Origin of the sequence: Pseudoduganella danionis (genome assembly GCF_009720775.1) — a bacterium.
In the GTDB taxonomy this organism is placed as follows: domain Bacteria; phylum Pseudomonadota; class Gammaproteobacteria; order Burkholderiales; family Burkholderiaceae_D; genus Rugamonas; species Rugamonas danionis.
Map to the genome: position 1 here is coordinate 187714 of NZ_WNKW01000006.1, position 13915 is coordinate 201628.

11 protein-coding genes are annotated in these 13915 nt (G+C 62.6%); 4 read left to right on the top strand and 7 right to left on the bottom strand.

Features of this window, described 5'->3' with window-relative positions:
* The first annotated feature begins 75 nt into the window (after positions 1–75).
* From GM655_RS19070 to GM655_RS19080, 3 genes are all read left to right on the top strand, one after another.
* On the top strand, positions 76–696 hold the full coding sequence (locus tag GM655_RS19070) for a GIN domain-containing protein (protein ID WP_155436251.1): 621 nt from the start codon (positions 76–78) through the stop codon (positions 694–696).
* A gap of 75 nt (positions 697–771) precedes the next feature.
* Entirely contained in the window at positions 772–3054 is a 2283-nt protein-coding gene (locus GM655_RS19075; protein ID WP_371866895.1) for a putative bifunctional diguanylate cyclase/phosphodiesterase, read from the top strand.
* Positions 3055–3113: 59 nt separating this feature from the next.
* Positions 3114–4097: an alpha/beta fold hydrolase gene (locus GM655_RS19080; RefSeq protein ID WP_155436252.1), complete on the top strand. Its 984-nt coding sequence runs from the start codon at positions 3114–3116 to the stop codon at positions 4095–4097.
* Here the strand turns inward: GM655_RS19080 and GM655_RS19085 are convergent.
* Entirely contained in the window at positions 4081–4953 is an 873-nt protein-coding gene (locus GM655_RS19085) for a head GIN domain-containing protein (RefSeq protein ID WP_155436253.1), read from the bottom strand. The genes GM655_RS19080 and GM655_RS19085 overlap by 17 nt on opposite strands.
* Positions 4954–5148: 195 nt before the next feature.
* Here GM655_RS19085 and GM655_RS19090 point away from each other — a divergent pair, with 195 nt between their 5' ends.
* Positions 5149–5517 (top strand): nucleotide pyrophosphohydrolase, encoded by a 369-nt coding sequence (locus tag GM655_RS19090; RefSeq protein ID WP_155436254.1) that lies wholly within the window; start codon positions 5149–5151, stop codon positions 5515–5517.
* Positions 5518–5559: 42 nt separating this feature from the next.
* Here GM655_RS19090 and GM655_RS19095 read toward each other — a convergent pair whose 3' ends face one another.
* The 6 genes from GM655_RS19095 to GM655_RS19120 form a co-directional block, all read right to left on the bottom strand.
* A complete protein-coding gene (locus GM655_RS19095; RefSeq protein ID WP_308807417.1) occupies positions 5560–6480 on the bottom strand; it encodes an alpha/beta hydrolase in 921 nt (306 codons plus the stop codon).
* 109 nt (positions 6481–6589) lie between these two features.
* Entirely contained in the window at positions 6590–9058 is a 2469-nt protein-coding gene (locus GM655_RS19100; protein WP_155436256.1) for a TonB-dependent receptor plug domain-containing protein, read from the bottom strand.
* 45 nt (positions 9059–9103) lie between these two features.
* Positions 9104–9631, bottom strand: coding sequence for a RidA family protein (locus GM655_RS19105; RefSeq protein ID WP_229632648.1), 528 nt, complete (start codon positions 9629–9631; stop codon positions 9104–9106).
* Between the two features lie 13 nt (positions 9632–9644).
* Positions 9645–10058, bottom strand: a complete 414-nt coding sequence (locus tag GM655_RS19110) for a c-type cytochrome (RefSeq protein WP_155436257.1) — start codon at positions 10056–10058, stop codon at positions 9645–9647.
* Positions 10055–11662 (bottom strand): flavin monoamine oxidase family protein, encoded by a 1608-nt coding sequence (locus GM655_RS19115; RefSeq protein WP_155436258.1) that lies wholly within the window; start codon positions 11660–11662, stop codon positions 10055–10057. The genes GM655_RS19110 and GM655_RS19115 overlap by 4 nt, the downstream gene beginning before the upstream one ends.
* A 321-nt stretch (positions 11663–11983) precedes the next feature.
* Positions 11984–13852 carry a TnsB C-terminal domain-containing protein gene (locus GM655_RS19120; protein ID WP_155436259.1) on the bottom strand — a complete coding sequence of 623 codons (1869 nt, stop codon included), beginning with the start codon at positions 13850–13852 and terminating at the stop codon, positions 11984–11986.
* Positions 13853–13915: the final 63 nt, after the last annotated feature.

Sequence of the window (13915 nt, forward strand, 5' to 3'; positions counted from 1 at the left end):
TGCTGAACGTCGTGGCGGCGCAACACCTGAATCCTGAACAACATTGTACAATTTGTAATTTCATCAGGAGGGAGTATGCGTCATTTCATCGCCGTCGCAGTTGCGCTGCTGAGTCTGAATGCCACGGCAGCCCAAGAAAGCCGCAGCCTGCCGCCGTTTATCGCCATCAGCACCCAGGGCGGATTTTCCCTGACGGTGGAGGTCGGCAATAGCCAGTCCCTGCAGATCAGCGGCGACGAAAAATTCATCGCCAGCCTGCGCACGGAAGTGGTGGAAAAAGAGCTGCGGATTACCACCACCGAGCGCGAATTCAACAGCGTCAAAGGCAACCCCATCGTCAAAGTGTCCTTGCCAGCACTGAGCCGCCTGAAAGTACTGGGTGCCGGCGAAACCATACTCAACAACATCCAAGGCGAGCGCCTCGACATCGGCTTCCAAGGCGCCGGCCATCTGGTCGCCAAAGGCAAGATCGACTATCTGCGCATCAATGCCAAGGGCGTGGGCGAACTCGATACCAAAGCCCTGCAGGCCAAGCGCGTCGACGTGAATTTCGAAGGCATAGGCGCCGTCAACGTCTACGCCAGCGATACTCTCAACGTGATCGCCAAAGGCATGGGCGATCTGGGCTATTACGGTCATCCGAAAAGCGTCAACAAATCCGTCTCCGGCATAGGAAGCGTTTCCGCCAAGGATTAATGCTTTACTGACAGCTCCGGAGTTTGCGGGTACTATCTTTCAATAGGCTCGTAACAAAATCCGGAGGCTGCATAGGTGGCTGTACCGAACGATATTGCGCACTGGCGTGCGCAGGTGTTTTCCCGCTTGCTCCTGGTGGTACTAATACTGGGAGCGATTACCGCTATCCCCAGCGTACTGCTGGCGGTCAGCGAAGGCATGTGGTCCATCGTGGTCACCGACGTGGGGGCCATCGTCTGGCTCACCCTGATCTGGCGCTGGCATAGCCTGGCCTACACGGTCAGGGTGCTGAATTTCCTCGCCATTGCCTTCATCGTCGGCATCGCGTTGCTGCTCAAGGTCGGCCCCGTCAGCCAGATTTATCTGATGGCCATCCCCGTGCTGGCAGCGCTGCTGCTGGGCCTGCGCCCCGCGCTGGGCACCTTGGCCCTGGCCGGGCTGGTGGTGATGGTGCTGGGCTTCGATGCCAACTCCAAGCTGCAGATCGAAGGCATCCCCAATCACGCCTTCCTCAAGGCCGCCATCATCTCCATCAATTTCATGTTCATGACAGCCGTGCTGACGCTGTCCTGTGCCGTGCTGCTGCGCCATCTGGGCAAATCCTTCGAGCAGCTGCAGGAACGCCAGAACGAACTGTCCGTACTGAACGCCGAACTGCGCCTGACGGCTGTCGCCGTGTCGCGCCTGAACGACATGATCCTGATTGCCGAAGTGGACAAGCCGGGCGATGCGGCCGAAGCCACCCAGCACATCATCTTCGTCAACGAAGCTTTCGAGCGACGCAACGGCTACCGCCGCCATGAAGTCATGGGCCGCAGCCTGCGCTTGCTGCGCGGGCCGGGCACGGAAGAAGCCGCGCTGGCCAAGATCAGCGAGGCGATGGCACACAACGAGCCGGTGCGGGCCGAACTGCTGAACTACACCAAGACGGGCGAAGCCTACTGGGTCGAGACGGATCTGGTGCCGTTCACTGACGAGGCGGGTGTCAACACCCACTGGGTGGCGGTGGAGCGCGATATCACCGAGCGCAAGAAGTCGCAGGACGACATCCACCAGCTAGCCTACTACGATGTGCTGACGGGGCTGCCCAATCGCCGCATGCTGATGGACAATCTGGAAAAGCTGCTGGCCTCGTCGCGCCGCGGCGGCACCTACAGCGCCGTGATGTTCATCGATCTGGACCGCTTCAAAACCATCAATGATGCACGCGGCCACACCATAGGCGACACAGTGCTGCGCAATGCAGCCGACCGCCTGAGCCAGTTGATGCGCAAGGCCGACACCGTGGCCCGTATCGGCGGCGACGAATTCGTCGTGCTGCTGGGCCATCTGGCGCACGACCTGCCCGTGGCCACCCACGCCGCCCTGACGGTGGCGGAAAAAGTGCGGCTGGCCCTGAGCCAGGAGCTGGAAGTCGAAGGCCATATCTACAACTCCACCGCCAGCATAGGCGTGACCATGCTGCCGCGCACGGGCAAAACGGCGCACGACCTGCTGCGCGAAGCCGATACGGCCATGTACCGCGCCAAAGCCTCGGGCCGCAACGGTGTGGCCTTCTTCGAAGCGGCCATGCAGGCCGATGTGGAACGCCGCCTGAACATCGAACATGAACTGGGTGTGGCCCTGAATAGCGGCGTGCTGCAGATGTATGTGCAGGCGCAGGTGGACCGCAACGGGCGCGCCATCGGCGGCGAACTGCTGATGCGCTGGCCGGTGGAAAACGGCGACATGGTGCCGCCGCATATCTTCATCCCCGTGGCGGAAGAATCGGGCCTGATCGTGGCGCTGGGCACCTGGGCGCTGCGTCAGGCCTGCTATGCCGTGCTGCGCCTGCAGGAAGCCGGGCATACGCTGCCGCTGTCCGTCAACGTCAGCCCGACCCAGTTCCGGCAAGCCAATTTCGTCGATCTGGTGGCGCGCACGCTGGCCGAGACGGGCGCACCGGCCCACCTGCTGGTACTGGAAGTGACGGAAGGCCTGCTGATCGACAAGATGGAAGAAACCATCGCCCGCATGCACCAGCTTGCGGCCATGGGTCTGCGCTTCTCGATCGACGATTTCGGTACCGGCTATTCGAGTCTGGCCTATCTGAAGAAAATGCCGCTGTACGAACTCAAAATCGACCGCAGCTTCATCATCGATACGCCGGATGACGCCAGCAGTGCCGCACTGGTACAGTCGATACTGGCCATGGCCAGCCACCTCGGCCTGCGCGTGGTGGCGGAAGGGGTGGAGACGCTGGCCCAGGCGGAATTCCTGATCTCCAATGCCTGCGCCTGCATGCAGGGCTATCTGTACGCCAAGCCCATGCCGCTGCCCGCCCTGATCCAGAAACTGCAGAATGGCGAACTGGCATAATGCTGCCACGCTGTCTGTCCTGCCCGCGCCCGCGCGGCGCCCACCCCGAGGCTGATTAAATGAGTGTGACTTCGCTGTCGCTTGCCGTCCTGCTGTGCGTGCTGGCCCTGCTATTGATTCTGCTGCTACTGCTGCTGGCCGCCGAACGCATCGCGCCGCTGCCCATGGCCCGCGCGGCCATGGCGCTGGAACGGGCCCGTTGCGGCCTGCGCCGCCATGGCGCGCATGAGCACATGCCCTTTCTGCACGGCGGTGCCGGCGAAGTACTGGTACTGGTGCATGGCTTTGGCGCCGACAAGGATAATTTCACCCGCATCGCGCCGTATCTGACGCCGCACTACCGCGTGCTGCTGCCCGACCTGCCCGGTTTCGGCGAAGCGGGGCGCGACCCGCAAGGACATTACAGCATAGCCGATCAGGTCGAACATCTGCGCGCCTTCCTCGAGCGCCATGCCGGGCCGGGGCCAGTCCATCTGGGCGGGAATTCCATGGGCGGTTTCATCGTCGCGCAATTTGCTGCACGCTACCCTGAACGGGTGGCCAGCCTGTGGCTGCTCGACGCGGCCGGCACGGCGGCAGCGCAGGATTCGCAGGCGCTGCGCGGCTACCGCGATAGCGGCGCCCTGCCCCTGCTGGTGCGCGCGGAAGCAGATTTCAGCGAAATGCTCGCGTATTCGCGCCACCGCCGCTTCTTCCTGCCATATGCGGTGCGCACGGCACTGGCACGGCGTGCGGCGGCCGACTTTGGTCTGCACGAAAAAATCATGCAGCAGGTGGCGGCTTCGCCGCTGCTGGAACAGCAGTACAGCACACTCGCCACGCCGGCCCTGATCGTCTGGGGTGAGCGCGACCGCATCCTGCATCCGGCCGGTGCCGCGGCACTGGCCGCGCTGTACACCGACCATCACAGCATCATGATGGCCGATATCGGCCACCTGCCCATGCTGGAAGCGCCGCGCCAGTGCGCTGCCGACTACCGCGCCTTCCGCCAGCAACTGGCGCAGCGCGGCGCGGCAGCCGCCAGGCTTACTGCATCAGCGTGACGTTGCGGCCACTGATATTGCGCTGCAAGGGATTGCCGTACACGGTCACATAGCCGGAGCCGTTGGACGACGCTACCAGCGACTGGCTGACGGCGGCCGTGATGCTGCCCGAACCATAGGTCACCAGTTCGGCACTCTGGCTTTGCAGGCCGGCCAGGCTGGCGCTGCCCGAACCATATACGCGCACATTCATATTGCGCACCGTGCCGTTGGCATGCACGCCGCCAGAACCGCGCACATCGAGTTCCAGCCGCTCGCCATCAACGCGGCCCAGATCGAGCTTGCCCGAACCATGCAGGCTGGCAGTGGTGCTGCCGCTCTGCAGGCCCGCCGCCGTCACACTGCCGGAACCATTCAGACGGGCTTCCAGACGGCTCACATGGCCAGCCAGTTGCACCTGACGCGAACCATTCTGGCTCAGCGTCAGCGCGCCGCCATTCAGGCCCGTGACGATCAGACGTCCGGATCCATTGCTCTGGATCTGGCGCAGCGCGGGCGTGGTGTAGGTCACGCGCAGCGCGTTGCTGCTATTGACCTTGCCATCGACCCAGACGCGCAACATGCCGCCGCTAGCATCGGTACGCACCATGGGCAGCAAATTGCTGTCGCCTTCCACCTGCAGGCCGGCGGCACTGCCCACTTTGACTTCCACCTGCAGCGGACCATTGATGTCTATGCTGTCGGCATCGACGGCAGGACGCTGTTCGATCACCGTCTGGCCATTGCCCTGCACGCCCGAGCTGCCGAACACGCTGGTGACACGGGTGCCGCCGCCATCGTCCGGTATCACCACGATGGCGCATCCGGCCAGCGATGCACAGGCAGCCAGTACGGCCAGAGAAATTGCTTTACGCATGATAGGTGTTCCCCCTTATTGAATAGTGTCGCCACTATAGAAAAGCAGGCACCGGAATGGGCGGCAAAAGCGACGAACGGTAGAAAACGGGGGATGAATGGTGCAAAAACGCTATCGACGACGCAGGCGCAACGGGGCCGGTGCTATCATCTGGCCTCGCCTTGCGGCCCCCGCACACACCATAGACACGACATCATGACCAGCTCCAGCCAGCCCCAGGATAGCCTGCTCGCCCTGCGCGACCTGACCCGCCAGTTTGCCAGCGAACGCCAGTGGCAAGCCTTCCACACGCCCAAGAACCTGGCCATGGCCCTCAGCGTCGAAGCGGCCGAACTGATGGAACACTTCCAGTGGCTGGCGACAGGCGCTGCACATGAACTCGACGAGCAGGCCCGCACCGGCATCCGCCATGAACTGGCCGATGTGCTGCTGTATCTGGTGCAGCTAGCCGACCAGACGGGGGTGGACCTGCATGCGGCCGCGCTGGAAAAGATCGCCCTGAATGCGCAAAAATATCCGGCTGCGCAGGTGCAGGGCGACGCGCGCAAATACGACCGCTATTAGGCCCGGCCCAGCTCAGCCCAGCTCAGCTCAGCTCAGCTCAGCTTAGTGCAACGGCGCCAGCCCCAGCGCACGGCGGATCTGGCCGCCCACGATCAGCCATGCGCGCGAACTGGCCGCCACTTCGTCGTAGTGGCTGGCGCCCGGCAGCACAATCACTTCCGCCGCATCGCCGGCCGCCTGCGCACGGCGCGCATAATCCTGCCCCACGCGGGTCGGCGCAATCACATCGAGCTCACCGTGGATCAGCACCGTGCGCACGCCGGCCGGCAGCATTTCTGCCGGCGAGGTGTCGCTGAACACGTCGGGACGGCTGGCGCTCGGCGTGCCGGTCAGTTGCACCATGTCGCGGTCACAACTAGTCTTGATCAGGCGTTCTTCATTGCGCAGATCAGCCAGCCCGCCCAGGCTGATCACCACCGGCACGGCCAGCGGCTGCGCCACATACAGCGGGCTGCTGTGCGGCAGGCGCGCGCGCGCGGCGGCCCACTGGGCCAGATGGCCACCGGCCGAATGCCCCACCAGCACGATGCGCTGCAAATCCAGCCTGTGCAGGGGCGCTAGCTGGCGCAGCCTATCCATGGCGCTGGCCACATCCTGATACATGCCCGGATAGCCGCCGCCCGCTTCGTCAAAGCGGCGATACTCGATATTCCACACGGCGATGCCCTGCTGCGTCAGTGCACCGGCCATATTGCGCATCTGGCTGATGCCGCCGAACTCTTTGGTCCAGCAGCCGCCGTGGATGATCACGGCCAGCGGGAACGGGCCGCCACCGGCTGGCACAAACAGCTCGCCATATTGCGATGGCGCCGCACCATAGGCCACGTGGGCACTGGGCGCAGGACCGTGCAATGCCAGATAGTCCTGCAAGCTCATAGGCACGCTCACGCGGGCATCAGTGCCAATGGCGGCGGCCGCACCCACATTGCCGGCAACGGCAGCAGCCAGCAGGGTCTTACGCATTTTTTTTAGCATCGCTAGAGTCTCCCTCAGAAGGCGCCATGCTACACCCAAAGAAAAACGGCCACCAGCTTGCGCTGGCGGCCGTCAGGCTAAGCGATGGCAGAAGAGCTTAGAACTTGTAGCTGGCCCGCACGTAGTAGTAGCCGCCGTTGATGCCGAACGGCGAGAACGATGGCAGCACCGTCACTGCCGCATTGTCGCCGGCGGCACGCTGGTCCGCCAGCAGCAGCGGATTGATCCCGTCCGGATACTTGTTGAACAGATTGTTGGCACCGACGGCCAGCGACCAGTCCTTGTTGATCTTGTAGCCCACTTCCAGATCGGTAATCGCCGTGGTCGAGATTTCGTTCTTGTGATACACCGAACCATCTTCGCTGCCATAGTTCGACGAAGGACCATAAATGGCTTCGCGCAGGTTGACCGTCCAGTTACCGATCTTCCACAGCGCGCCCAGATTCAAACGCAGTTTCGGCGAAGCCGTTTCCAGATCGGAGATCGCAGTCTGGTCCAGCAGCGTCTGTGGCAGCAACTGTTTAGGCGCCTGATTGATCTTCACCACTTCCACCTTGTTGTAGTTGGCGGCCAGCGACCAGTCCACCTTGCCCGCCGTGCCATAGCTCTCGGCCAGCGTGGCGACGAACTCCAGCCCGCGGCTACGGGTGTTGACGGCGTTCGAGAAGATGTTGATACCGGTCTGGCTGACAGTGCTATCGAGTACATTGCCATTGGCCTTGATGGCCGCGACCACGGCAGGCGAATTGACTGCGCCACCGGAACCGTACAGCGCACCGGAACCGACGATGCGGTCACGGATGGTGATCTGGTAGGCATCGAGCGTGATGGCCAGATTGCTGGTCGGGTTCAGCACCATGCCGAGGCTGAAGTTGGTCGAGTGCTCAGGCTTGAGGCCATCCACGCCCACCAGCTTGGCGCCGGCCGAATTCGGCGCCAACTGCACGAAGGCACTGGTCGGGCTGACGTTGGTGGCCGAGTAGTATTCCTCGGCCAACGTCGGCGCACGGAAGCCGTTGCTGAAGGTACCGCGCAGCGCGAAGGCCGGCGTGAAGTCGTAGCGGGTGGTGAACTTGCCCACTTTGGCGTTGCCGAAATCGCTGAAATGCTCGTAGCGTGCGGCCAGATCCAGGGTCAGATCCGCCACCGGATTACCGGCGAAATCGATATACGCTGCCTGATTGGTACGGCGGTGCGAGCCCGCGTCAGTCAGCGAGAAGCCCGGATAGGATTGCGAACCTTCCTTGTAGCGCGAAGCAGCATCGCCGGCTTCGATTTCGTACTTGTCGATGCGGTGTTCCAGACCCGTGGCGACGGTCAGCGGCTTGGCCCAGCCGATGGCAAACTCATTGCTCGCTTCCAGCGTGGTGGTCAACTGGCTGGCAATGAAGGCACCGGCACGGAAGTTGGTCGGCGTGGAACCGGTGTCGTTGAACAGCGAGACATTGCCCGAATCGGCCACACCGATCTTGCTGGTGTCCTTGCCGTAGGTGCTGCTCAAGTCCATATTCCAGCCAGCCAGCGTACCTTTGATACCGGCCGTCAGCGCAAAGTCGTCCTGCTTCAGCGTCTCCTTGGGCGAGAAGCCGGTAGGATAGACTTTCGGCAGGCGGCTAGGCAGGCGGTAGTTCTCATAGGCGCGCGCTTCCTTGTGGCCGTAGGTGGCGATGGCGTATAGCTGGCTGCCCGGTGCGAAGTCATAACCGAAGTTCGCGGCCAGTACGTTCAGGTGGTATTGCGCGTCGCCGGAAATGTGGTTGACATGCGGGTAGCCCGGATGCTGGAACATGCCCGGATAGGCCGCCATATTGGCCGGATTGACCACGCGTGGATCGAGGCCGCCACGGTCGCTATAACCGTGATACTTGGATTCGCCCGTGATGCTCAGATAGGCATCCTGGAACGGTTCCAAACCGACGTTGAAAGCGCCGTCACCGGTACGGCCGCCACCATCAACATAGCCGCCGCCCGTCGCGGTGGCCGTGCCGCCATGGTTGTTGGATTTGAGGATGATGTTGATCACGCCGGCAATCGCATCGGAACCATACTGGGCGGCAGCGCCGTCCTGCAGCACTTCGATGTGATCGATGGCCGCAACCGGAATGTAGTTCAGGTCGGCCGCTGCGCCGCCCTGGTAAGGGCCACCGAGTACGGCCAGATTGGCCGTACCGTGGCGGCGCTTACCGTTGATCAGCACCAGCGTATCGTTGGGGCTCAGGCCGCGCAGGCGGGCCGACAGCGTCAGGTTGGCAGTGTCGCCGCCAAAGGCCTGTGCCGTGAACGAGGGCAGATTCTGCGCCAGCGCCTGGATCAGGTCCGGCTGGCCGGTGCGCTGCAGCGCGCTGGCATCGAGCACCTGTATCGGCGAAGCGCTGTTCTCCACTTTCATGCCGCTGGCGCGGGTACCCGTCACGATCACGGCGCTGACAGCCTCGCCGGCGACATCAGCCGGTGCGGCCGCCGCACCGGCAACCGCATCCACCGCAGGCGCGGCAGCATAGGCAGAGCCCATCAGCAGAGTGGACATCACGGCGGCGACGCCGGTCTTCAATTGAACCTTGTGCATGGTGATTCCTCGTTGATTAGTAAAGTAGGGTAAAGCGGTGATGAATTATTTTTTCGCGGCCAGCACTTCGATTTCCACCAGCCAGCCCGGATTGCTCAGCGCTGCCACCTGCACCACGGCGCGCGCGGGCAGGCTGGTCTGGCTACCGCCGAAATGCTGGGTATAGGCTTCCATGAAGCCCTTGGTGTCGGCCTTGCCGCCCTTGGCCGGATCACCGACCAGATACACCGTCATCTTGATCACGTCCGGCATATCGAGCTTCATGCCCTGCAGGATTTCCTTGATCTTTTTCAGCACCGTTTCCGACTGGGTGCGGGTATCGCCAAACGCTGCGATCGAATCCGGTGCTGCGCTGCTGTCGACGACGGCCGGCACCTGGCCGCTGACGAAGTGCAGCGTGGCGGTCGGTGGCACGGTCACCGCCAGTGCAATCGGGAAGTCCGAACCGGGGATCTTGTGGCGCACGATGTCCGCCGCCTTGGGTGCGGCGGCTGCACTCTGGCATGCCAGTGCCAGAGCGGCGGGCACCATCAGGCCGGCCAGTACGCGTTGCAGATTTGCGGGAGTTTTCATGTTGTTTGCTCTTTCAATGTTTGTTGGACATCTGGCCGTTGCTAAAAGGTTCTACCTGCAGCACATCGCGCAGGGCCATGACTTCGGCCTCGCTCAGCGGTGCTGCCTGATTGCCCCAGCTACTGCGGACGAAACTGAGAATGGTGGAAATATCCTGATCGCTCAGGCTCTCGCTGAAATCGGGCATGCCGCCCCGCCCTTTGAGCAGCACAGTGGCGACGTCGGTACTTTTCCCCTGCACGAATTTGTTCCCTGCCAGCGCAGGGAAAGCGCCCGGTATGCCTTTGCCGGTGGGCTGGTGACAGGCCGCGCAGTTTTTCAGGAACAGCGCCTTGCCATCCATACCGTCCGCCCGAGCTGCTGCCGTAGCCACTGCAGCGAGGGCAGCAAACGCCAGCAGCGCGCATTTGATCAGTTGCTGTTTCATACGCTGGCCCTCGCATGGATTTTGGCGATCTGCTGCCAGGCCGATTCGATCGCGCCGGCCTGCCAGCCCGTCAGATAGCTCAGGTGCTCGCCGGCCAGCAGCACGCGGCCCTCGCCTTCCACCAGCGTGGGATAGGCGGCGGCACGGGTCTTCTCGGTCCATTCGGCCCAGCCACCGAGGTTGTACTGCACACGGTGCCAGGCAACGGAGAACGCCGTCTCGAAGTTCTCGCTGTACTGCGGGAATATCTTCTGGCCGGCCGCCAGCGCAAACGCAGCACGCTCCTGCGGCGACAGCGCACTGATTTCGATGGCGCTCGTCTGGTACTGGTAGTAACCGAGCAGCACGCCTTTTTTCCCCTGCCAGCCGGTCGATGGCAGCGAGATGGTGTTAATGCCTTTCAGGTCGGTCAGGATATGGCCACCATACAGTTGCTCGTCTTCTTCCCAGAAGCGGCGCTTCATCTGCAGGCCGATTTTGCCGACCGGCGCATAGGACACCGTGGCGATGGCCTTTTTGAATTTGTCCGAAAAATCCGTGTCGATCTGGCGCAGCACGGACAGGGGAATCGCACACAGGCAGTAGTCCGCGCTGATGCTGGCCAGTTTGCCGCTGCCCGTGTCCTTGTAGGTCACGGTCACGCCCTTGTCGTTCTGACGGATAGTCTGTACTTCCGAGCGGTAGCGGATATTCTTGCCGACGCGTTTCTCGAACGCTTTGGCGATGGCGTCCATCCCGCCGACGGGCTGGAACATGGTGTTCTGCATGGGGAAGTCCTGCACGGCGCTGTAGACGTGGCCCAGCTTGGAAGCCAACAGCTCCTTGAAGCCGAGCGGATCGGACGGCGTGCCGGCACCGGGCGTAATGCCGGCACCGGGATTGACGGCATAACCACGGCCGCTACGACCCTTGTACTGCAGATCGGCGCCGGCCAGTTGGCCTTCATGCGCCAGATAGTCGAGCAGCAGGCGCTTGTCATCTTCAGTCAGTTGCTGGTCGAGCTGGCGGTTTTTGACGGACTTGGCCAGCAGTTCGGAAACGTGGCCGCGCATATCGGCCTTGATTTCCGCCACGCGCATGCGTTTGCCTGCAAACGGACCGGCATTGTCCGAGTAGACAAAAGCATGGTCGTTATCATTGACCATCACTTCCAGCGGCACTTCGAACAGCCGCGTGTAATGCAGCGTGGACTGATGGTGCAGCGGAATCCGCCATGGCCCGTGATTGATGTAGTGGCCCTGATCGAACTCGCAGGTCTGCTTCTCGCCACCGAGCTCCGTCAGGCTGAAGCCTTTACGGGCCGTCTGGCAGCGGCCGCCGGCAAAGCTGCGCGCTTCCAGTATCTGGCAATGGTAGCCCAGCTTGCCCAGTTCGTAGGCAGCCGTCATGCCGGCCAGACCGGCGCCGAGTATCAGCACCTTCTTGCCTTTACCGCTACCGCTCAGGGCAGGCGGCGCCGACGCCGTCGAGCCTATGCCCATGCCCCATGCATTCATGGTATTCAGCAGCAGCCCAGTACCGCCCACCGCTGCGGCGCGATACAGGAAGTCCCTGCGAGTAAATGAACTAAACGATTTAAACTGTTTAACTACTTTGCTTTCCATCTGCTTCCTCACCGATTTGCCAAAAGACTGATGCGCAAGTGATGCCGCTATGACTACCATCTAGCAATCGGTGTGCCACACATGAATAAACAAATAAACTTGCTTCGTATTGAAAGCAGCCCTTTATTCATATGGTTTACTTTCGCGGGGCATGTAAGCGCCACGAAAGGCGGGAGAAAACGACTTTATTTTCAACCACCATTTTCTATCGACCAAGGTGCAATAGAAAAATCACGCGCAGCGCACCACAGCGATGCGCCAGCGTCCAGAAAAATACAAAGGGGAATGGAATACGATGCGAAAAATAGCAGACGCACCAGCCTAGTTCACATAGCTGGCGTAGTTGTGCGTAGTAGCACGTAGCAAGGCCGAGTTGGTGCGCTCTGTAGTGCGCGGCAGCAGTGCATATTCCACCTGCGTCAGCGGCTGCGTCGCACTGCTATCGAGCATATGGCAGGCGTGGTACTGCATTGGTGCGGCGGCATCGAGCAGATAGATGGTTTCCATATCGGCCGGATCATAGGCCACCCGCACCATCCATGGCCCGCGCGTACGGGCCCGTTCGAACCAGCCTTCGTCGAAAGCGCGCATGCAGGTATAACGCTGATTGAACAACTGTATGCCTGCGCTACCGACCAGCGCCTCGGCCACGGGCAGCAGGCTACAGCGCAGCAGGTGCTCGGGATAGGTTCTCAACGCATTGCCGCAGCTGGCCATGCCCTGCTGCCAGCGCTGCACTGGCGTGGCTCCGTCCAGCATGGTGCGGGTGTTGTAGTACAGGATGGCATCGAGCAGCAGACGCTGGAATTCATCGAGGTCCAGCACCGCGTCCAGCCGCCCTGCGGCGGGCTGCGCTGCCGCAGGCAGCAGGCGGAAACGCCGCTCAAACACGGGCTGCCATGCTGGCGGACTTTCGAGCGCCACGCAGACGGGCAAATTGAAATTGTTCAGCAAGGGCGTGAACACGCCGCCCGTACCCAGTTCCGGCGCCAGCTTCAGGCTGGCCGGCAGGTGCTGCGCGGGCCAGTCGGCTGCAACGATTTCCCGCCCGTACGCGGCGCAATAGCGCACCTTGTTGGCACCGCACTGGGCCAGTGCCAGCAGCGCATGAGCCCGGCTTACACCACCGAAGCCCACGTAGTAGCCGGTAATGAGCTGGCTATAGGCATCCGTCACCACATACAGCCATGGCCGGCCTATGGTCTGCAACGCGTCCGCGCGCGACACCAGTTGCAGCTCCACCTGTAGCACGCTCAGACCGAAAGCTGTACCGGGGCGCCCGGCCGCTGCGCCGCTGGCGGGCATAGTTGCCGATACCTCGGCCCTCGCTCGCCCGGACTCGCCGGCCGCAGCGCTGCGGCATTCCGGCGCCCGGGCCGGCATCGCTGCTGCCGCGCCAGCGGTACGGCGCTGCACCTGTGCCGGCCGATCGTCATCGTAATCGAGCCAGTAGTTGAACTGGCCGAAGCTGGGCAGGCTGTCATGGGGCGCCGCCTGCACGGCGACGATGCGGCCCGTCTCGCCATCGATCTGGCGGCTGCAGAAAAAATCGGCCAGCATCTGCCGGTAAGCCCCCTGCCGCGAAAAGCGCGCATATGTGGCCGCGTAGCGCGCCACCGCGACGCGGATCACGCGGCGAATATCCTCATCCACATTCACGCCCGCGCTATCGGCCGTACCATCCTTGCGCGGGCGCCCGCGCTTGACGCCGGCCGTCGCCTGACGCAGTTTGCCCCGTCCGCCGGAATTGGCATAGTCGGGCAGCAGCGCGTTCGGCGTCTGGCCACGTTGCCAGTAGCGGCGCAGATAGCGGTACACCGTGGGATGCGAAACGCCATGCTGAAGCGTCGCCTGCGCCACCAGTGCGCCACGTAGCTGGGCCTCATAAATGGCCGGCTCCTGCGCCACCAGCGGCGCAATGATCTGCCATGCCTTGTCGCGCAGGGCCAGATGTGCGGCGGCGGGCTGCTGCTGCCCCAATAGCGTCAAATAGGGATCGCTGCCGGCTTTGCTGGCACGCCCTGCCGCCAGATCGGCCTGGATGCGTGCGAGCGTCCAGCGTTCCACCTCGCTGCCCTGCGCCGCCACATCGTATAGATAGGCGTGACGCTGCCTGGGATCTATCCACAATATGCGCAGCGTGCGCGCCACCGGCTGCGTGTAATGCAGCAGCTCATTGCGTAGCAACATCGACACCCCGGCAATTTTTTCTGGCCATACCCCGCTCCCGTCTGCGTTCCTTAGCGCTTTCCC